Below are 19,920 nucleotides of genomic sequence, written 5' to 3'. Positions count from 1 at the left end.
TTCAGCTCTCCCTGGTGGGTTGTGCGTTCAGGTCAGGCGACGGCGTAAGCGCTTGGTCAAAACGCGCCATGGCACGTGCCAGACGTTCCAGCAGGGTGTCCACTTCCTCGGCTTGAATGGTCAGCGGCGGGCAGACCAGGAAATGGTCACCGGCCAGGCCATCCAGGCTGCGGCGCGGGTAGATCAGCAGGCCTTCCTGCTTGGCCAAGGCGGTGATCTGGGCGAAGCGGTTCTGCTCAGCGGGGAAGGGCTTGCGTGATGCGCCATCGGCGACCAGTTCGACGCCCCATAACAGGCCAGCGCCGCGTACATGGCCGACCCAGTCGTAACGCTCTGCGAGCTGGCGCAGCCCGGCTTCCAACTGCGTGCCGCGCGCCTGGGTGTTTTCCAGTAAATTTTCGCGCTTGATGGCATCGATGACGGCCAGGCCAGTGGCACAAGACAGCGGGTTGCCCGCATAGGTATGGCCATGTTGGAAGCCACCGCTGGCCATCACCGTTTCGACGATGTCAGTGCGGGCCAGCATGGCACCAATTGGGTAGTAGCCCGCGCCCAGGCCTTTGGCGGTGACCAGAATATCCGGCACCACATCGTAATGTTGGCAGGCAAACCAGGCGCCGGTACGGCCCACCCCGGTGAGCACTTCATCGGCAATCAGCAGGCAACCAAACTCATCGCACAGGGCGCGAATGCCTTGCAGGTAGCGCTTGCCCAACAGCCGCGCGCCGGTGCTGGCACCGCCAATCGGTTCGAGGATAAAGCCAATCAGTGACTCCGGCCCGGCGGCTTGCATGGCGGCGCGTGCTTCTGCCAGCAGGCGATCCACGTGGGTGTCGTCATCGCTATCCTGATGGCGGAAGAAATCCGGCCCTGGCACCTTGATGGAGGCATGGGTCATGCTGGTAAAAGGGGCTTCCAGCGGTTGATAGCCGGTCATGCCCAGCGCCCCCATGGTGCTGCCATGATAGGAGGGGCGCAGCGAGACAAAGCGCTGACGCTGGGGCTGGCCGAGTGCGAAGAAGTATTGGCGCGCTAGCTTGAGGGCAGACTCCACCGCCTCGGAGCCACTGGAAACAAAGAACACCTTGCCCAGCTCGCCATGAAACAGCTCAACCAGCTGTTGGCCTAGGGCTTCGGCGGGCGCGCTTTCAAACTGGGTGCGGTAAGTGAAGGCGACCTTGTCCATTTGTGCGAGCATAGCGTCACGAATATCCTGACGGCCATGACCAAGGTTGCAGGAAATGGCCCCGGAACAGCCATCTAGATAATCCTTGCCCTGGGTGTCCCAGAGCATGACGCCATCAGCGTGGCTGACTTCCGGCAGGGCAGGGCCTGCCTGGTAGAACAGCGGAGAGTCGGTCATCACGTTTTCCGTTTTTATAGTCGGTTGAAAAATCTCCCTTGCAGTCTAGGTAGGCTTGTTACTATATTTCAATATATGATCGTTTTTCGAATATCAATGAGTAAAAGTCATGCCTGAAGTTACCATTAACTCGTTGAAAGCATTAGCAACGTTCAAAACACTATTTGAGGTGGGCAGCGCTTCAGGAACGGCACGCCTTCTTGGCATGACGCAGTCTGGCGTCAGTCGCTCGCTAGCACAGCTGGAAGAGAACCTGGGAATACAGCTTTTTTTACGTGAAAAAAACCGCTTATTAGCAACGCCTGAAGCACGAGAGCTGTACGATGAAATTCTCAGGCTGATGGGCAATATTGAAGAGCTTCGTCATAGCGTGCTGGCGCTAAAGGAGTTTGGTACATCACGCTTGAGAATCGCCGCGATTCCTGGGCTATGTTTTGGGTTTGTACCTCAGGTAGTGGCAGCGTTGCTGGCTGAAAACAGCCGGATAAGTATTAGTCTGGATATGATGTCGAGCCATGATGTACAAACGGCGGTGGAATCAAGCCATGCAGATATTGGCTTTATCACGCTACCGGCGACTTCCCCCCAGCTCTTGACCGAAACGCTGCTGACCACAGAAGCTGTGGCACTGGTGCCTGAAAAGCTTGCGCTAGCTAAGCAGAACGTTGTTGAAGTCAGCGACTTGCGTGGTCAACATTTAGTAATCAGCAATCAGCCAAGTGTGAGCACAAACCCGCTGTTGGAACTGGTAGCTGAACACGGCGTTAAGATTGCCGGTAAAACGGAAGCTAACATCGGTACGATTAGCGCGTTGGTAGCCAACGAGGTCGGGGTCACGGTGATTAACCCAATTACCGCAAAAGATCAGCTGTCTTATTATGATCGCGTCAAAGTGCTGCCTTTTATACCTGCGTTGACGTTTGGTTTTGGAATTGTTTATCGCCCTGAGTGGCATGCGTCCAAAGTGCTTGCGTCGCTTAAGCGAAAATCGAAAGAGACGCTAATGAACTACTAACGTTTAAAAATCATTTTAATCGTTTAACAGGTATAATGTTTGACTGAGAGTTCAATGCGTTGAGTCTGCCAGCAAGAAGATGACAGTGACTTCAAAATCGGGCAATCTAACGCTTTTGCTTTTTAGTAAATGCTAATGGGCATAGCTCATTAAACTTTAATCACCGTTCAGCATGGAGTGCAGAGTGGCAGTTTATGGCGGTATTCAGGCGCACGAATTGGAGCGTTGGTTGAATGCACTAACCAATGCGGCCTACGATCGACGCTGTCCACTTTCCAAAGTGCACGGCGGTAATGCTCGTGCCCGCACTGCCCGCCAAGATTTACTGCATCTCGCCCATGGTTTTCGTAGCGGTGAACGCATTCGTGACGACGTGGCCGATGGCCTAAGCCGCTGGTGTCAGCACTATCTGACAGAAGCGGAATGGTATGTATTGGTAGGCGGTCGCCAGCCTGCCGAAGTCCACGCAGGCGCGTCAACCCCTACCGTCGAGGCACCAGCCATTGACGAGCCGGTAGACAATGACGATGTATTACACGTGCTCTATCAGCATCGGGTGGGTTAACCTGCTCTAGCAAGCACTGTTATAATGGATAGATGAACAGTGCCCCTGTCGCACCAGCGACCGCCTCCCTAGATGACCCTTTCTATTACCTGACGAATTTCCGTTATGTAGTGTCATGGGTAAACGCCCGCCACCATGATCTGTTAAGTGCCACCGAGCGCGATGCTATCGGTCATTTTGAGACGCTACCTCAAGCCTCTCAGGCGCTATTGGTGCGCATGGTGATGCGCAAAGGTGAGCTGTTTCGGCTGGATAAGCTCTCTTATGCGGAAATCGGTGACACCGAGCAGGCGCTAGTACCGCTGGTTGCGCTGGGCTGGGTAGACCGCGCACCGCAGTTAACCAGCCGTGAGCTATTTCGCCTGCTGCGGCTGAGCGAATTGCGCCAAGCATTGGCAGATGAAATTGCTAACGCAGGTCTAGCGCGCAACAGCACGAAAGCTGCGCTTCAAGCAGCAGTTGAAGAAAAACCACTGCAAGCGCCAGCGCCTCTTCAACAGTGGTGGCCAGCAGCCACAACGCAGGTTGTGCGGCTAACGGTGATGGCGTTTTGCGACCGCTTACGGCTGATGTTTTTTGGCAACTTGCGCCAGGACTGGGCAGAGTTCGTGTTAACGGAGCTGGGCCTGCAGCGCTTTGAGCAGGTACCGCTTACTGCGGAATCCCGCGCGTTTCAAAGCCGTGAAGAAGTCACTACTTATTTAACGCTTCACCGCCTGCGCGAACGCTTGGATGACGGCGAGTTGCCCCAGACGCTTTCCACGCAGGTGCTACCAGCCTCCAGCAACCGCTGGCTAGCCTCGCGACGGGCACGGCTGCTGCTGACTATGGGTCGCGAAGCCGAACGCGGCGGCGACAGCGAACTCGCCTTAACGCTTTATGCCGATGCCAATAACAGCGATGCGCGTATTCGCAGGCTGCGCGTGTTAGAGCGGTTAGGCCGTTATTCAGACGCTTATAAGCTTACAATTAGCGCGCTTGACGCACAGCCACATGAAGGCGAGATCCAAGCCCTTATGCGCTTGTTACCGCGCTTGGCTCGCAAGTTAGGCCAAAAAGTTGAGCGTTCTGATAGGGCTGAGCAACAGGCTGCCCAGGCGCTTACCTATGTGCTTCATCTGCCCGGCCCTCAGCCAGTAGAGCGCGCTGTTGCTGAAGCGTTAGCAACGCCTACTGCACCGGTATATTACGTTGAAAATAGTTTGTTAACGGGTCTATTTGGCTTGCTGTTTTGGCCGGTTATTTTTAAACCGCTCCCTGGGGCGTTTTTTCACCCGTTTCACAGTGGGCCAGCGGATTTATATCGCGAGGATTTTGTCCCTCAGCGTCAAGCTGATATTAACGCCTGCCTGGCCCAGTTGGATGACGGTCGGTATAAGGAGACGATCCTTCGCACGTGGCACGCTAAACAAGGCATCGCATCGCCATTCGTTCACTGGGGAATCGTTAGTGAAGAACTTTTAGCGCTCGCGCTTAAATGTTTGCCGCCTGCCCACTTGCGTGCCTGTTTTATGCGGCTATTAGATGACCTTAAGCATAACCGTGCGGGACTGCCTGACCTGATTCAGTTGATGCCGGATGCGCCGCCCAGAGAGCCGCGCTACAAAATGATAGAAGTGAAAGGGCCGGGAGACCGCCTGCAAGATAACCAACGCCGTTGGATTGATTTCTTTTGCCGCCACAGCATGCCCGTTGAGGTATGCCATGTGCGTTGGCAGCCAGCACCCGAGCCAGAAGAAATTAAAAAAGAAGAATCTAAACAAAAAAAATCTAAACAAGAAGACGCCGAATGAGCCGTTATCGGATAGCGGTGCGTACGCTGTGCGATTTCACCGCGCGGGAGGGCGACCTTGATCATCGATTCACGCCAGCACCCAGCGCCCAAGAAGGCATCGAAGGGCATAGGCTAGTGGCTAGCCGCCGGGGCGAAGATTACCTGGCTGAACTGCCGCTTTCTGGTGAGTATCAGGGGCTTCGCGTGGCGGGCCGCGCTGACGGCTTTGATCCCAACGCGAACCGTTTGGAAGAGGTCAAAACCTATCGTGGCAATTTAGACCGTATGGCCGCCAACCAGCGCGCGTTGCACTGGGCACAGGTGAAGGTATACGGCGCGCTGCTGTGCGCTGAGCAACGCCTTGAACGGGTCACGCTGGCGTTAGTTTATCTGGAGATTACCAGCGGTCAGGAAACGCTGCTTACCCAAGAGGCTAGCTCAACTGAGTTGCAGGCGTTTTTTACCGATCAATGCCAGCGCTTTTTGGTTTGGGCGGAGCAGGAGTATACCCATCGCCTGCGCCGCGATGAGTGGCTGGCGACGCTGACGTTTCCCTATCCTGATTTTCGCCCTGGGCAGCGTCCGCTAGCGGAAGATGTCTATAAAGCAGCCAGTACTGGTCGGTGCCTATTGGCTCAAGCGCCAACCGGTATTGGCAAAACTCTTGGCACGCTATTTCCGATGCTCTCAGCAATGCCTCGTCAGCAGTTGGATAAGGTGGCCTTTCTAACCATGAAAACCCCAGGCCGCCGCTTAGCGCTGGATGCGCTGGCGCGTCTCTCTGCCCCCAGTTCATCACCGCCTACTTCATTACCCTCTACTTCAACACCCCCTATTTCATCTTCCCTCTCACCGTCTGCACTCGCATCGCCGCTACGTGTGTTGGAGCTGGTAGCGAGACAAAAAGCCTGCGAATACCTTGGCGCCGCTTGCCAAGGCGATGCTTGTCCGTTAGCGGCGGGTTTTTATGACCGCTTGCCTGCCGCTCGCCAAGCCGCGGTGGCACGTTGCTGGCTAGATCGTGACGGACTGCGTGAGGTGGCGCTTGCCCACAGTGTGTGCCCATATTATCTAGGCCAAGAGCTAGCTCGTTGGGCCGACGTAGTAGTTGGCGATGTGAATCACTGGTTTGATAGCCATGCGCTGCTGCATGGCTTGGCCCAAGCTAACGACTGGCGAGTTGGTTTGTTAGTAGATGAAGCACACAACATGGTTGAAAGAGCACGGGGGATGTACAGTGCCGAGCTTTCCCAGCAACGCTTGAGCCGCTTGCGTCGACGTTCACCTCCTGCACTGGCTAAACCGTTAGCAAGGGTCGGCAGGCAGTGGCAGGCGCTCACGAAGGAAGTGACCAGCTATGCAGCCGCGTCACAGCGCTACCATCTCCTTGATACGTTGCCCAGCAAGCTGGTGGGCTCGCTTCAAACATTGGCTGGCGCGATCACTGATTATTTGGTTGAGCACCCTGACGCCGCAAGTGTTGAGCTTCAAGAGCTACTGTTTGAAGCGTTAGGCTTCTGCCGGTTGGCGGAGCGGTTCGATGATCACTCACTGTGCGACCTTGCTATTTATGGCCGTGGCGATGCGGTGCTTGGGCTGCGCAATGTTATTCCGGCGGATTTTCTCGCGGCGCGCTTTAAGGCTGCCCACAGCGCTGTGCTGTTTTCAGCCACGCTTAGCCCGTTTCATTACTACCGCGATTTACTAGGGTTGCCACAAAGCAGCGTGTGGCGTGAAGTAGCCTCACCTTTTTCCGCCTGCCAGTTGGAAGTGCGTATTCGAGCCGATATTTCCACTCGCTATCATCACCGAGAGGTCTCTGTAACGCCTATTGTCGAAGCTTTGTCCGATCAATACCAGCGTCAACCCGGCCACTACCTGGCGTTTTTTAGTAGCTTTGCTTACCTAGAAAAGGTGATGGCGCAGTTTCAGCTCGCGCATCCCACCGTGTCGGTATTCGCTCAAACCCGTGGAATGCAGGAAGCCGAGCGTGATGCCTTTCTGGCGCGTTTTACTCCTGAAGGTAAGGGAATCGGCTTTGCTGTGCTAGGTGGGGCTTTTGCTGAAGGCATTGATCTTCCAGGCGAGCGCTTGATTGGGGCGTTTATTGCCACCTTAGGCCTACCGCCGTTTAACGACTTCAACGAAGCGCTGAAAGCGCGTCTGAATGCCCGCTTTGGCCAGGGTGATGATTACACCTACCGCATACCCGGTATGATCAAAGTGGTGCAAGCCGCCGGAAGGGTGATTCGCGGCCCTGAGGATGAAGGGACTGTGATATTAATGGACGACCGCTTCGCCCAGGCCAGGGTGCGCGCATTGCTGCCGCGCTGGTGGGGGCGTGTCAAGGTATTGGGTGAAAACTCCTGACAACAAAAAAGCGCCCGGAAGCGCTTTTTTGCTGGGTTGTTTTGAAAGATGCCCCCAATTATGCCCCCTTTTCTAGGGTGCTAGCTTACTAGCCCATGCTTTGAACCCAGGCACAGCACTGAGGAAAACGTTTCTCTATGCTTGGATGCTCTTTATCCCGCTATTGGCTCATGGCTATGGTGCGTCAGGTCGTGAAAGTGAATACCTGTCGCTTTAATAACGGCGGTCATCGTTCGTAACGTTGGGTTGCCTTTTGGGGATAGTGCCCGGTACAAGCTTTCGCGTGACACCTTGGCACGTTCTGCAATAGCAGCCACACCACCTTGTGCTTCAACTACATGGCGTAGCGCCATGAGAAAGGCAGACTCGCCGCCTTCTTCGTCCAGTTCATCGAAGGCGTTGCGCAAATAGTCCAGCGCCATATGGGGGCATCGCGCAGCATCTCGACAACAGCAGCATCGTGGCTTTTCATGTCTGTGCTCTCCTTCGGTGGTCATTTAAAAACGCTTTGGCTTGATCTATATCGGCTTGCTGGCGTTTCTTGGTACCACCGACTAATAACATCACCATACGGCGGCCTACCTTAGCGTAATAGACGCGGTAGCCCGGCCCGTAATCAATTCGCAGCTCCATTACGCCGTCACCCACTGTCTTGGCGTCGCCTGCATTACCTGTGGCTAGCCTGTTAAGACGTGTCAGCACCCGCATGGCAGCCATTCGGTCTTTAGCCTTCACGCCGTTCAACCAAGCCTGGAATCCTATTTATGCAGACCCGATGGAAGCGGTAGACGCTGCCCAAGCGGCTGACCCTTAACAGGAACAGTTAGACGCGCTGCTGTGCTCGCTGGCTGATGTGTTTGGTAGCGACTCGTTCAAAGCTAAGGAGGTGAAGAAGATCCACGACAACTACCACGACCCCCAGCTAAAAGACTTCGCCTTGCCGGTTGCTGAGCAAGCATTGGCGGAAACTATAAGCGAGTTCAAGACAGTAAGTCAGCTAACTCCCCGTGCCGTGGGTAACGTGCTCAAGTTCCGGGCTGACCGCGTGGCCAACGGTAAGCGCTTGCGCCGCCGTAATGGTCGGGGAGGCATTGCCGCGTGGGTAATTGAAAACGTCTAACATCTACTGCCTAAAATGGTTGCTTTGGTTGGTATTTTGGAGGGGGAAACAAAAAAAGCACCCGTAGGTGCTTGATTTGTAGGGGTGTCTGGTGGAGGCGGCGTCCCCCTGTGGGCGGTATCACGCCATGCTATGATGAAGCCATAACCCACTGAAAGCCTTGTGTTTACTAGCTTTGCTTATCTTATCCTGTATCGTCTAATATCACCCTATGCTATTCTTTATGGCTAATAGGTTGGCTAATGGGATGGCGCATAGGAGCAGAGGCGATGCCAAAGGTAGCGAAAGAGTTAAGCGCGGCCGAAGTGAGGCGGATAGACCGCCCCGGTTTCCACCCCGTTGGCGGTGTCCCCGGCCTGCTGTTACAAGTTAGCCCCGGTGGTGGGCGTTCGTGGGTATTGCGCGTGATGGTAGGCCAGCGCCGCCGTGGCTTTGGTCTGGGGAGCTTCCCCGCCGTTCCCCTTGGTGACGCCCGCAACAAGGCCCGAGAGTTACGCGACAAGCTGGCGCAAGGTATCGACCCGGTAGCAGAGCGCCAAGCCGCCCGCGCCGCCCACATTGCCGCCCAAGCCAAACGGTTGACCTTTCGTGAAGCGGCTGAGCAGTATCACGCCACCAAAGAAAAAGAGTTCCGAAACGCTAAGCACCGGAAAGACTGGATTGGCTCGCTAAAGCGTTACGCCTTTATCCATATTGGGGAAGTGCCGGTGGGTGATGTGGAGCTGCCCCACGTCCTGAAAGCGCTAGAACCGATATGGGAAACCAAAACGGAAACAGCGACCCGCGTTCGCCAGCGTATTGAGGGCGTATTGGCATGGGCTGCTGTGCGTGGCTACCGTAGCGGCGATAACCCCGCTCGCTGGCAAGGCAACCTTGATGCAGTGCTAGCTAAACCCGCCAAAGTAGGCAAGGGCAAGCGACACTTTCCAGCCTTGCCCTGGCAGCGCGTCCCCGAGTTTCTGCAAGACTTGCGCACCCGTGAAGGCATGGGTGCACGTGCGCTAGAGTTCGCCATTTTAACCGCCGCCCGGTCTGGTGAGATACGCGGCGCTACCTGGGGTGAAATCGACCTAAGCGCTAAAGTGTGGACTATACCGGCTGAGCGTATGAAAGCAGGTAAGCCCCACCGGATACCGCTATCACCCGCCGCCGTTACCCTGCTGGAAGCGCTGCCCCGTATGCAAGGCCAGCCGTTGGTATTCCCGGCGGTGCGTGGTGGCAAAATTAGCGATGTGACCATATTGGCCACCGTGAAGCGGATGAACGCCACCAAAGAGAAGGAAGGCGGCGAACAATACACGGATCCCATCGATGGCCGACCGGTGGTGCCCCATGGTTTCCGCAGTGCGTTCAAGGATTGGGCGCGCAACCGTTCAAGCTATCCCGATGAAGTCAGTGAATTGGCGCTTGCCCACGTCAACAGCGACGCCACCCGCGCCGCCTATGCCCGTGATGAATTGCTGCCCCAGCGTACCAAACTGATGACTGCATGGGCTGACTACTGTGCAGAACCGGCCAAGGCTGGCGCTAGCGTAACCGCTATTCGTAGGGAGGCGTAAAGATGGATGTAGGAAACCCTTGGTATGAATTTGCGCACCGTGTAAGGCGTGGCGAGTCGAGCAAAGATGAGCTAATAGACCTACTACGAAGCGGCTGGCCTATGCCGCATGAGGCGCAACCCTTTGTAGCGGATCTGTTGGAAGGAAAGCGAAAATTTGCTAGGTCTGGCCCTAGTCCGGAGATTAAAAGGCGCGACATATGTAAGATAATCAGAGCGCTTGATGCCGTCGAAGAGTATTTGTTAACGGGAAGTAGCGATGAGCTAATGACCAGTACATGCCTATTGCCACTTCCACCAAGTCATGAGGACTTCCAGTGGCTGATGGATGAGGCAAAAGTCATTAAAACAAAAAATAGTAGTCCTCGTGAGGTGGCAATAGAGTTTGTTGCAGAACGTTTCAACGTAACTAGCCGCACTTTACGAAAGGCCCTGAGCCCAGATAGAGAAAAAGAGTACTGGCGCTAGATGAAGGGTTATAGCGCTTAACCCTTCAGTGATGCTCCAGCTATTAACCGCAACAATTCACCTCGTACCCACACGATATGAGGTGAAGCATGACCCCCTACACTTACCTGACCGTTCGCCAAGCCGCTACCCGCCTAGCGGTATCAGTGCCCACCGTATGGCGTTGGGCGCGTGAACGCCCTGACTTCCCGAAACCCCATCGCCTTGGCCCTAACTGTACCCGCTGGCGCTTATCTGACCTTGAAGCATGGGAAGCCAAGCGCGGGGAGGTGGCATTATGAGCCGCCGCTTAATTCGACTAGCCGCCGCCTTGGCTAAAGGCCCCGTAACCCGTAAACAGGCTGACCGCATAGCGCCAGCCAGTAATGGCCCCCACTTTATTGGAGTGTTGCGCCGCAAGCTGGAAATTGACCTTGATTGTGACCGCGTACCGTTCACGACAAAAGACGGGGAACCGTCATGGTATGGCCGCTATATGCCCACCCGAGAGGAACGCGCCAAGTTGATGGCGTTTGTGATTGAACAGGGAGGCAGCCTTGATGACTAACACAGAAAATAGCCCCGCTGTGGCTGCAACCACTGGCGAGGCTCAAGGTAATACTTCACAAGAAAAGAATAGCACCGTTACCGCCGCCCTGACCATTATCACGTCAACGAAACCAGAGCGCTTAACCAAGCGTTACCGGCTGGCTGATGACGGTGAATTGCTGAAGGATTCCGGCGGAGATATGTCGCAAGGCAGCGCCGCCGTTGAAAGCGTGGATAGTCTGGCGACCTTTGCCCGTTTGCTGCAATCGCTCAAGACTAATCAAGCACTGGCCTATGGCCGCCCTGAGCGCATGAATACCGGGCTGGTATCTAAGCGCCGCTGGCTGGAAGCGGGCCGTCCTGATGACCCGATTCCCCGTAGTAAGGAGCACTTTTCATGGCCTGCTGGCGCTGGTGTCATGATGGCCGATTATGACCCCGGCGCTGGTGCGAACACGCTTTCCCGTGATGACCTGCTGGCTTGCCTTCATGAAGCCGTGCCCGCATTGGCTGACGTTGCCGCGCTGTGGTGGCCTTCATCGTCTAGCCATATTGTGAACACGGAAACCGGCGATGATTTAACCGGGCTGCGTGGTCAACGGCTGTACTGGGTGGCGCTGGATGCCCGTGATATTGAGCGGGCCGGTAAGGCGCTGCAAACCTACCTTTGGGCCGCTGGCCATGGCTGGGTAGAAGTTGGCGCTGCTGGCCAACGGTTGAAGCGTACCCTGCTGGATGCCAGCGTTTACCAAGCCAATCGGCTGGACTTTGCCGCCGGTGCTGAATGTGTCCCGCCGCTAGCACAACAGCGAGGCGAGCCGGTGCCCGTTGGTGGTGGTGTGTCTGTGCTGGATACCCAAGCGGTAATCCCCGACCCGGATCCCACTACCTTGGCCGCTGCCGAAAAGAACCGTGTGGCAGCCATGCTTGCCGCCAAGTCTGAAGCCGATATTGTACAAGCGGACTATATCGAAACCCGCGCCAGCGAAATGGCAGGCAGTGACGCCAGTGACGAAAGCCTAGAGCAGAGCCGGGAAACCGTGAAACGTGCCCTGAGCCATGGAGTATTGGCCGGGGACTTTCCCATCATGCTGGTGGCTGATAACGGCAGCCAGCAAGCGCTAACCGTTGGGGATGTGCTGGATAATCCCGACCGTTACCACAACTGCCTGACACTTGACCCCATCGAACCGGAATACCAAGGCGGTAAGACGGTGGGCAAGCTGTACCTGATGGGTACCCGCCCGCGTCTGTATTCGTTCGCTCATGGTGGCAAAACGTACAAGCTGAGCAGGCCGCCCGCGCGCGTGGAGTTGGTCAAAGGGCGTACTGTGGAAGCGGTGGAGCAGGTGCTTGGCATTATGCGCCGTGCCCCTGATGTGTTTGATTTTGGCGGGCCGCTGGTGACTGCAACGGATGGCCGCGTTTACCCGCTGGATGAACACGCCCTGAAGCATTGGCTTGGTGGTGCTACGCAATTCTGGCGCTGGCATAAGTTGAATAACGGTAATCATGTAGAGGTGCTAGAGGATCCCCCGGTAAGCGTAGCCAAGGCCCTGCTATCCCTGGGGGAACGCCGCGCATTGAAGTCGCTTAACGCCATTATCACCGCGCCTACTTTGCGCCTTGATGGCTCGCTGCTGAACCGTCCCGGCTATGATGAAGCTACCGGCTTGCTACTGGAAGCGGAAGGCGACGACATCCACCCGGTGCCCATGCACCCGACCAGGGAGCAGGTCGAAACAGCGCTAGAACGCCTGATGCTGCCGTTTGCCGACTTCCCGCTAGTAGGCCCCGTGGATAAGGGCGTTTTGCTTGCTGCGTTGCTGACAGCCGCTATACGCCCTGTTCTGCCCACCGCGCCCGCCGTTGGCTTTGATGCGCCCACCCAAGGCAGCGGTAAAACCCTGCTGGCCAAGTGCGTGGCTGTGCTGGCGCTGGGAGAGGTGCCTACGATATGGCCGCATACCCATGCCCGCGATGATGAAGAAATCCGCAAGCGTATTATGACCATACTGATGACCGGCACCCGTGCGGTGATATGGGATAACGTCATTGGTGTATTCGATAGCGCCGCGCTGGCTGGCGCTTTGACTTCCCAGCATTACAGCGACCGCATACTAGGCAGAACCGGCCATGCCAACGTGCCTAATAAGGCGCTGTGGCTGCTGACGGGTAACAACCTGACGTTGGCCGGGGATTTACCGCGCCGCGTTCTCAAGTGCCGGATAGACCCCGAAACGGATAGGCCCTTTGCCCGTCAATTTGAAATGGATCCTGAGGCTTATTGCCAACAACACCGCCAGCGCATGGTAGCCGATGCCCTAACCATGATTCGTGGCTGGCTGGCGTCTGGTGATGCGCCAGCACCGGGAAACATGGCGAGCTTTGAAGCATGGGACTTGATGGTAAGGCAGCCGGTGGCATGGGTAGCCCGTCATTTTGACCTGCTGGGAGAGTATGCCGACCCGATGGAAGCGGTAGACGCTGCCCAAGCGGCTGACCCTGAGCAGGAACAGTTAGACGCGCTGCTGTGCTCGCTGTCTGATGTGTTTGGCAGCGACCCCTTTACCGCCAAGGAGGTGAAGAAGATCCACGACAACTACCACGACCCCCAGCTAAAAGACTTCGCCTTGCCTGATGCTGAGCAGGCGCTAGCGGAAACCGTAACGGAGTTCAAAACCGCAAGGCATCTAACGACCCGCGCCGTGGGGAACGTGCTCAAGTTCCGGGCTGACCGTGTGGTAAACGGTAGGCGCTTGCGGCGTCGCAATGGCCGGGGAGGCATTGCCGCGTGGGTAATTGAGAGCGTCTAACATCCACTGACTAAAATGGTTGCTTTGGTTGGTCTGGTGAGTCTGTTTTCTACCGTCATGAAATAGGCATACCAGAATCTTTATAGATACCCATAGCGAAACAGGGGAAATCTAACCAACCAGAGCAACCAAACCCACCATAAGGCGGAATTTCCCGACTATAAAAAGGAGCCAACGTCATGAACTTCACACCCGAGCCGCTAGACCTAACCTTGCCGCCGTTGGACTTCACACCACCAACCATAGACCTAGACGACCCACCACCGTTTGACGTGGATCCACTGCCAGCAAAGGAGGCCGAAACATGAGCCATAACCCGCGCCGCTTCAACCGTCCCGTTCGCCTTATCGTTTCCGTGGAAGCTGAAACCGTGGCCAGTATCGACAGCCTGATGAAGCAGGGCCGCCAGCACACCCACCGCAACCGTGCCGAGTTCATGAGACGCGCGATTGAACGCGAGATAACCCGCTGTCTAAAACAGCCAGAGCACTAGATATGTATGCCGCATTGCCTTAGAGATTCTGTAAACGATTCATCTAAGAGGTATTCGCCCACGTTGGAGCCTTGTTGGTTAAAACCAACAGAACGATAGATTAACTTTTGGCCTGTAAGCATTTGGTTGAGAATTTCGTCAGCCTTTTGCCCTGTGGTGGCAGTATAGGGCGATAGCGATTTAGACGTATACGCCATTGTGGCGCTGTAAGTTTGCTCCAAAGCTTGCTGCTGTTCTGAGGTAAGGTGCTGAGACATGCTAGCAAGAGATCCCTGGGCAGAAGCATTTGGTACAAGATCCGCTGGTGTTTCATCTACTGAAATCGTCCAGGCCGGGTTTTGGTCAATACGTAGCTGAACTTCACCGACAGGTATTTTTAAACCGCCGCCACTCATAACGCCTACTCTTATTTCCCCTTCCTTTTTCTCGACAAACGGATATAAGGAGCCAGTATAGGTGTACACGCTTGAAGATGTATATTTTGATCCTACCGTCACGCGACACGTTGATTCGTCAGTAAATTCATCGGTTTGGAAATCCGCTACCCATCTGACGCTGGGTGCAGTGAGAGAAGAGGAAGAACACCCGTATAAAAAGAGGAAGGATAAAGCTGCTACTGATTTTGCTAATGTGCTTTTTTGCATATGCCACCCCACTCAAAGAAAAATGAGAGTAACAACTTAGCACTACGTGACTTGCTCAGCCATTCTGATGTTTTTCACACCCCATAAAAAGGGAGTGATGTTTTCCTGACGCATAACGCGCGCGATACCTGATAACCACGATAACAACAGGCGCTATGATGGTTTTCAGAGCAGTACGCGCGCAAGCCCGCCCATCTACAATAGAGCGAAATAGACTTCATACGATAACGCCCTGAGCGCGCCCAAGCCTTGCCCCTACCCTAAGGTTTTACTAAGGATTTACAGCGCCCATGATGGCGCTGCTTTCGTTTGTCTGGCTGGCGCTAGTAGGCGGCTGATGTGCGGAGGATAGGCTGCTGATGTGTTGCCTTTAGTTTCCCTGTTCAATTCCCAAGCCTGGATTTGAACCGGCGTCCCATACACCGAATTGAAAAGCGCCAGCATGGTGGGTAAATCGGTTTTGGTTTTGGATAGGCAAGCGCCAGCCGCCTTACCAGCGAAGGTAAAACATGGCTTTGGTATGGCTTTGGGGGATGGCTAATAGGATGGCTAATAAACAAAAAAAGCACCCGTAGGTGCTTGATTTGCTTGATAAGGTGGTGGAGGCGGCGGGAATTGAACCCGCGTCCGCCAGCACTCGCCTATTGGCTCTACATGCTTAGATTTCGTCATTTGCTTTAACGCGACTGACTCCGACGATCAGGATTCAGCCACGCGAGCCTTCTAAAGTTTAACGATTGATGAGAAGACACCATCAACCGCGGTCCTATCAGCTTTAGCTCATATCCCATCGGTGATGAATAGGCACATCACCTTTGGGCCAGACAAGAAGCTAACAGTGTTTAAGCTGCTAGCGCGCCTTGAGCGTAGTTTTCGTCATTTGCGACTATTTTTCGTGATGTGGGATTTACGAGATACATCACGCTCTCGGCATGCACCGCAAGGGTTGTCACCGGCGTCGAAACCATGTCGCCCCCTAATTACAGGTGAGCATTCTAACGTGCTCACAGCTAATTGACCAGTTATGCCTTGTTATGTTCCCGCATTATTCGACCTTTTTGACGGCTCCAGTCGCGATCTTTTTCGGTGGCGCGCTTGTCATGCAGCTGTTTGCCGGTCACCAACGCCAGCTCACATTTCACTTTATTGCGTTTCCAATAGAGCTTGAGCGGCACGCAGGTGTGTCCTTTGTCTTGAGTCACCGAGAAAATTTTGGCGATTTCCTTGCGGTGCAAAAGCAACTTACGTGTGCGTGTCGGGTCAGCAATCTCATGGGTGCTTGCTGTGTTTAGCGGCATGATATGGCTGCCTAGTAAAAAAGCCTCGCCGTTGCGTACCAAAATATAAGTGTCGGTAAGCTGTGCTTTACCAGCACGAAGGCTTTTAACTTCCCAGCCTGCGAGTACCAAACCTGCTTCTAAGGTTTCGTTGATATGGTACTCAAACCGAGCCTTCTTGTTTTGGGCAATAACGCTGCTGCTAGGGCCCTTACTGTTACCTTTCTTAGTGGCCATGGAACCTCATCGTTGATCTGTCAGTAGCACCCCCTTCGTTATGCGGGGAGGCGTGATACCATTTAAGGTCTACAAAAATGTTTCCCATGATACGCTTTGGGCACTGTGAAGTCAGCGGAGAGGTCAATGCCAACCGTTAATCGTACCGCCTTGGTGCGGCACACCCCCCAACAAATGTTCGATCTGGTTAATGACTTCGAACGCTATCCCGAGTTCCTGCCGGGGTGCCGCCGTGCGCGCCTGCTAGAGCATGACGAGACGCACCTAATCGGTGAAATGACCCTTGGTCGTGCGGGTGTGGAACAAACTATCACGACTCGAAATGATTTATATGCCCCTGAACGGATTGAGCTGTCATTAGTAAAAGGGCCGTTCAAGCAGCTTAAAGGGCGTTGGCTGTTTATCCCGATGGGAGAGGATGCCTGTAAAGTCAGCTTGGAAATGGAATTTGTGTTTGCCAACCGTTTGCTTAGCATGGCGTTTGGCAAGTTATTCCAACAAATAGCGGGGCAGCTTGTAGATGCCTTCACTAAGCGGGCTGACGAGCGCTATGGCCGTTGATACGTTCGCGGTAGAGGTAGCCTTTGCCTTGCCGCACAAACAGCGCCTGGTGGCCTTACAGGTGCGTCGAGGAACGACTGCGCGCCAAGCGGTAGTAATGGCAGACCTACCAAGCTTGTTCCCCGATATTCCCAGCGACACCTTTGAACAAGCACCGCTAGGAATTTTTGGCAAGGCGCTGCGTCAGCCTGAAAAACAGACGCTGCGTCCAGGCGACCGGGTTGAAGTATATCGCTCGTTAGAAATAGACCCCAAAGCTGCCCGCCTGGAGCGGGCAAAGCGTCAAGCCGGAGGCAAGTGATTTAGTCTGAAGACATCACCGGCTGAGGCTCTGGGGCACTTTCTGGCGTCGGTGCTCGCTGGCTAGGCGTGTTGATGCCTGAGATTGGGTCAGCTGTTTCTGTTGCGGGGCCTACACTGGTATCCGTGCTGATCGGTAGATCACCCGAGAAATCACCCTGTTGTTCAACGTTTACTAAACGCCCCATATCATCGAACGTGAGAGTCACACGTCTCTGCTCGACGCCTGCGTACGCTTTATCAAGGCGGTAAACGTAATCCCATTCGCGGGTATCAAACGGCGCTTCCAGCAGCGGACGCCCCATCACATAAGTGACTTGTTCTTGCGTCATCCCTGGTTGTAACTGGCCGACCATCTCTTGGGTCACCAAGTTGCCTTGGGGGATGTCACGCTTGTATACGCCAACGTAACTGCAGCCACTAACAACGGTTAGGGCAACGGAAAGAGTAATGATACGAGTCAATTTTTGCATTTGAGCCTGTTCTTCACTATCGTGGTTTCGGTCGATCATACCCGACCTAACCTGTTACTGCGAAGAGCAACCATGGCCGATCAGAACCATGAACTGCGCAAAGCCGGGCTGAAAGTGACCCTGCCGCGCGTCAAGATCCTGCAGATTCTCGAAAATGCTTCGGGTCAACACCACCTTAGCGCAGAAGAAGTGTATAAAACACTGATTGATGCGGGCGAGGATGTTGGCTTGGCTACCGTGTACCGCGTGCTGACTCAGTTTGAATCAGCGGGCTTGGTGATCCGTCATAATTTTGATGGTGGCCATGCGGTGTTCGAGATGACTCAAGAAGACCACCACGACCATATGGTGTGTTTAGAGAGCGGTGAAATCATTGAGTTTGTCGATGAAATCATCGAGCGTCGTCAGCAAGAGATTGCTGAAGAGCACGGCTACGAACTTGTGGACCATGCACTGGTGCTTTATGTACGCCCCCGTGGGTCGGACGTAACGCGACAGGACAGTGGCCCTACAAATAGGAAATAGTCGTGTTAAATAAAGCGCCCTCAGGGTGCGAGTGATATTTCATTCGCGCCCTGGGGGCGTTTTTATGCTTGGTCGCTTTATTTTTACGCCTAGCGTTTAAAACCTAGCGTTTAAAAAAAGCTTAATGCGGTGGTCGCTGGCTAGCGTGTAGCATTTCTCTAGCGTGAGCGAGTGTTTGGTCCGAGAGAGTTACGCCACCCAACATGCGGGCGAGTTCACTAACCCGTCCACGCTCGTCCAGTAGGGCCATCTGGGTCAGCGTACTATCCCGATTGGCGCGTTTTTCGATATGTAGGTGTTGATGCGCCTGTGCGGCTACCTGAGGCAGGTGTGTGACTGTCATTACTTGACCGTTTTCGCCGAGCTTGCGTAGCAGTTGCCCCACAATTTCGGCCGTTGCTCCTGAGATACCCACGTCTACTTCATCGAATACTAGACTGGGAATGGTGGAGTGCGAGGCGGCAACAACTTGTATGGCAAGGCTGATACGCGATAGCTCACCGCCCGAAGCAACTTTAGTGAGCGGTCTAGCAGGCTGGCCGGGGTTAGCGCTGATCAGGAACTGAACGTGATCGAGGCCTTCTGGCGTTGGTGTTTCACGCGGAGTGACTGCTACCTCAAAACGTGCTTTACCCATGGCCAGGAAAGCCAGCTGCTGCTGCACTTCTTTGCTTAAGCACGCAGCGGCTTTTTGACGCACTTCGCTCATCTGCTTAGCATCTTTACGGTAGCGCTCGCGGCACTCGGCGACGTGGTTACTTAGTGATTCTAAGTCGTCGTCACTGGCTTCCAACTGAGCAACTTCTTGGCTGAGCCTGGTGTGCAGTGCGCAAATCTCTTCTGGGGCCACGTGGTGCTTGCGCGCAATGCGATGAACGTCGCCCAGACGCTCTTCTACCCAAGCTAAGCGCTCTGGGTCTAGCTCGGTAGTGCTGGCAAGACGATTAAGTTCGCTGGAAGCTTCTTCTACTTGAATGCGCGCATCGCTAAGCATCGCCAAGGTGTTGGCCAGCGTGCCTTTATCACTGCCGGGTAGCGCGCTTAAATGGGCATAAGCTTGGTTTAACAGCGACAGAGCACCGCCTTCGTCGCTCGCGCAGCAGTCGGCGGCAAACTGGGTTTCACGTAGTGTCTCTTCCGCATGGGCAAGGGTATGCTGTTCTTCTTCGAGTGTTTGTAGCTCACCTTCTGCCAATCCAAGTTGATCGAGCTCTTCTACTTGGTAGCGTAACAACTGGCGTTTTGCTTCAACTTCGCTGCCTTCTTCGCTGAGTTTTTTTAATCGACGACGGGCGCTGCGCCATTCGCGGAACGTTTCAGCCAGCAGCTGGCTTTGCTCACGCAGCCCTGCATAATCATCTAGCAGAGCAAGGTGGGTTTCTTCACGCATAAGTGCCTGATGGGCATGCTGCCCGTGGATTTGGATCAGCTGCTCGCCCAGCGATTTTAGATCAGCGATGGTGGCGGGGTGGCCATTGATCCACGCTTTGGAGCGACCACTGGCCGTCACTACGCGGCGCAATAAGCACTCGTCAGCAGGCAGCTCACGAGCAGTCAACCACTCGGTGGCAGCGGGCAGGTGCTGAATATCAAAACGAGCGGAAAGGTCGGTGCGTTCACGTCCGTGGCGCACGCTGCCGGCGTCGGCACGCTCACCTAAACATAGGCCAAGGGCGCCGAGTAAAATTGATTTGCCTGCCCCGGTTTCCCCGGTGATCGCCGTCATGCCGCGGGTTAGGTCGAGTTCAAGGCGGTCGACAATAGCGTAATCTTGGATTGCTAGCTGCGTAAGCATAAGGCCTCCTGAGGCGTGCGGCACAGAAGCTGGATACT

General features: G+C 54.9%; 22 protein-coding genes and 1 other RNA gene. 15 read left to right on the top strand and 8 right to left on the bottom strand.

From position 1 onward, the window contains the following. Position 1 precedes the first annotated feature (1 nt). On the bottom strand, positions 2–1,363 hold the full coding sequence (locus M0220_RS06350) for an aminotransferase family protein (protein WP_264018969.1): 1,362 nt from the start codon (positions 1,361–1,363) through the stop codon (positions 2–4). A gap of 109 nt (positions 1,364–1,472) precedes the next feature. Between M0220_RS06350 and M0220_RS06345 the strand changes: the two genes are divergently transcribed. The 4 genes from M0220_RS06345 to M0220_RS06330 all read left to right on the top strand — a co-directional run bounded on the left by M0220_RS06345 (position 1,473) and on the right by M0220_RS06330 (position 7,087). After that, positions 1,473–2,378: a LysR family transcriptional regulator gene (locus M0220_RS06345; protein ID WP_264018968.1), complete on the top strand. Its 906-nt coding sequence runs from the start codon at positions 1,473–1,475 to the stop codon at positions 2,376–2,378. Positions 2,379–2,562: 184 nt separating this feature from the next. Next, positions 2,563–2,943: a hypothetical protein gene (locus M0220_RS06340; RefSeq protein WP_030074141.1), complete on the top strand. Its 381-nt coding sequence runs from the start codon at positions 2,563–2,565 to the stop codon at positions 2,941–2,943. A 32-nt stretch (positions 2,944–2,975) separates the two neighbouring features. Continuing rightward, entirely contained in the window at positions 2,976–4,736 is a 1,761-nt protein-coding gene (locus M0220_RS06335; protein ID WP_264018967.1) for a VRR-NUC domain-containing protein, read from the top strand. After that, positions 4,733–7,087: an ATP-dependent DNA helicase gene (locus M0220_RS06330; protein WP_264018966.1), complete on the top strand. Its 2,355-nt coding sequence runs from the start codon at positions 4,733–4,735 to the stop codon at positions 7,085–7,087. Before M0220_RS06335 ends, M0220_RS06330 begins: the two co-directional genes overlap by 4 nt. A 152-nt stretch (positions 7,088–7,239) precedes the next feature. Here M0220_RS06330 and M0220_RS06325 read toward each other — a convergent pair whose 3' ends face one another. Further along, positions 7,240–7,509, bottom strand: a complete 270-nt coding sequence (locus M0220_RS06325) for a helix-turn-helix domain-containing transcriptional regulator (RefSeq protein ID WP_232222402.1) — start codon at positions 7,507–7,509, stop codon at positions 7,240–7,242. A gap of 46 nt (positions 7,510–7,555) precedes the next feature. Then, positions 7,556–7,804 (bottom strand): type II toxin-antitoxin system RelE/ParE family toxin, encoded by a 249-nt coding sequence (locus M0220_RS06320; protein ID WP_084180504.1) that lies wholly within the window; start codon positions 7,802–7,804, stop codon positions 7,556–7,558. Positions 7,805–7,973: 169 nt separating this feature from the next. Here M0220_RS06320 and M0220_RS06315 point away from each other — a divergent pair, with 169 nt between their 5' ends. The 8 genes from M0220_RS06315 to M0220_RS06280 all read left to right on the top strand — a co-directional run bounded on the left by M0220_RS06315 (position 7,974) and on the right by M0220_RS06280 (position 14,070). Next, positions 7,974–8,207 (top strand): hypothetical protein, encoded by a 234-nt coding sequence (locus tag M0220_RS06315; protein WP_156963080.1) that lies wholly within the window; start codon positions 7,974–7,976, stop codon positions 8,205–8,207. Positions 8,208–8,476: 269 nt separating this feature from the next. Then, positions 8,477–9,766 carry a tyrosine-type recombinase/integrase gene (locus tag M0220_RS06310; RefSeq protein ID WP_264018965.1) on the top strand — a complete coding sequence of 430 codons (1,290 nt, stop codon included), beginning with the start codon at positions 8,477–8,479 and terminating at the stop codon, positions 9,764–9,766. A 2-nt stretch (positions 9,767–9,768) separates the two neighbouring features. Then, the gene (locus tag M0220_RS06305; protein WP_264018964.1) at positions 9,769–10,233 is read left to right on the top strand and encodes a hypothetical protein; all 465 of its coding nucleotides are present in this window, start codon (positions 9,769–9,771) and stop codon (positions 10,231–10,233) included. A gap of 89 nt (positions 10,234–10,322) precedes the next feature. Next, positions 10,323–10,514 carry a helix-turn-helix transcriptional regulator gene (locus M0220_RS06300; protein ID WP_264018963.1) on the top strand — a complete coding sequence of 64 codons (192 nt, stop codon included), beginning with the start codon at positions 10,323–10,325 and terminating at the stop codon, positions 10,512–10,514. Then, positions 10,511–10,780 carry a hypothetical protein gene (locus tag M0220_RS06295; RefSeq protein WP_264018962.1) on the top strand — a complete coding sequence of 90 codons (270 nt, stop codon included), beginning with the start codon at positions 10,511–10,513 and terminating at the stop codon, positions 10,778–10,780. Before M0220_RS06300 ends, M0220_RS06295 begins: the two co-directional genes overlap by 4 nt. Further along, positions 10,773–13,577, top strand: coding sequence for a hypothetical protein (locus M0220_RS06290; protein WP_264018961.1), 2,805 nt, complete (start codon positions 10,773–10,775; stop codon positions 13,575–13,577). Before M0220_RS06295 ends, M0220_RS06290 begins: the two co-directional genes overlap by 8 nt. 179 nt (positions 13,578–13,756) lie before the next feature. After that, positions 13,757–13,885, top strand: coding sequence for a hypothetical protein (locus M0220_RS06285; RefSeq protein WP_264018960.1), 129 nt, complete (start codon positions 13,757–13,759; stop codon positions 13,883–13,885). Continuing rightward, positions 13,882–14,070, top strand: coding sequence for a hypothetical protein (locus M0220_RS06280; RefSeq protein ID WP_264018959.1), 189 nt, complete (start codon positions 13,882–13,884; stop codon positions 14,068–14,070). The genes M0220_RS06285 and M0220_RS06280 overlap by 4 nt, the downstream gene beginning before the upstream one ends. Here the strand turns inward: M0220_RS06280 and M0220_RS06275 are convergent. From M0220_RS06275 to smpB, 3 genes are all read right to left on the bottom strand, one after another. Further along, positions 14,067–14,714 carry a hypothetical protein gene (locus M0220_RS06275; protein ID WP_264018958.1) on the bottom strand — a complete coding sequence of 216 codons (648 nt, stop codon included), beginning with the start codon at positions 14,712–14,714 and terminating at the stop codon, positions 14,067–14,069. The two genes, M0220_RS06280 and M0220_RS06275, sit on opposite strands and share 4 nt — an antisense overlap. Positions 14,715–15,311: 597 nt before the next feature. Beyond that, positions 15,312–15,691: a transfer-messenger RNA gene (gene ssrA / locus M0220_RS06270) on the bottom strand. 45 nt (positions 15,692–15,736) lie between these two features. Next, the gene (smpB, locus tag M0220_RS06265; protein ID WP_009723766.1) at positions 15,737–16,228 is read right to left on the bottom strand and encodes an SsrA-binding protein SmpB; all 492 of its coding nucleotides are present in this window, start codon (positions 16,226–16,228) and stop codon (positions 15,737–15,739) included. A 126-nt stretch (positions 16,229–16,354) separates the two neighbouring features. Here smpB and M0220_RS06260 point away from each other — a divergent pair, with 126 nt between their 5' ends. After that, positions 16,355–16,789, top strand: coding sequence for a type II toxin-antitoxin system RatA family toxin (locus tag M0220_RS06260; protein ID WP_030074136.1), 435 nt, complete (start codon positions 16,355–16,357; stop codon positions 16,787–16,789). After that, positions 16,779–17,090: an RnfH family protein gene (locus M0220_RS06255; RefSeq protein ID WP_030074135.1), complete on the top strand. Its 312-nt coding sequence runs from the start codon at positions 16,779–16,781 to the stop codon at positions 17,088–17,090. The genes M0220_RS06260 and M0220_RS06255 overlap by 11 nt, the downstream gene beginning before the upstream one ends. A 1-nt stretch (position 17,091) precedes the next feature. On the opposite strand, the gene M0220_RS06250 is transcribed toward M0220_RS06255, so the two are convergent. Beyond that, positions 17,092–17,562 carry an outer membrane protein assembly factor BamE gene (locus M0220_RS06250; protein ID WP_035536878.1) on the bottom strand — a complete coding sequence of 157 codons (471 nt, stop codon included), beginning with the start codon at positions 17,560–17,562 and terminating at the stop codon, positions 17,092–17,094. Between the two features lie 72 nt (positions 17,563–17,634). Between M0220_RS06250 and fur the strand changes: the two genes are divergently transcribed. Continuing rightward, entirely contained in the window at positions 17,635–18,087 is a 453-nt protein-coding gene (gene fur / locus M0220_RS06245; protein WP_030074133.1) for a ferric iron uptake transcriptional regulator, read from the top strand. A 121-nt stretch (positions 18,088–18,208) separates the two neighbouring features. On the opposite strand, the gene recN is transcribed toward fur, so the two are convergent. Beyond that, positions 18,209–19,882, bottom strand: coding sequence for a DNA repair protein RecN (recN, locus tag M0220_RS06240; protein WP_264018957.1), 1,674 nt, complete (start codon positions 19,880–19,882; stop codon positions 18,209–18,211). Between the last annotated feature and the right edge of the window lie 38 nt (positions 19,883–19,920).

This window comes from Halomonas qinghailakensis, assembly GCF_025820815.1.
Lineage (GTDB): Bacteria > Pseudomonadota > Gammaproteobacteria > Pseudomonadales > Halomonadaceae > Vreelandella > Vreelandella qaidamensis.
This window is presented reverse-complemented; position numbering and strand designations above follow the sequence as displayed.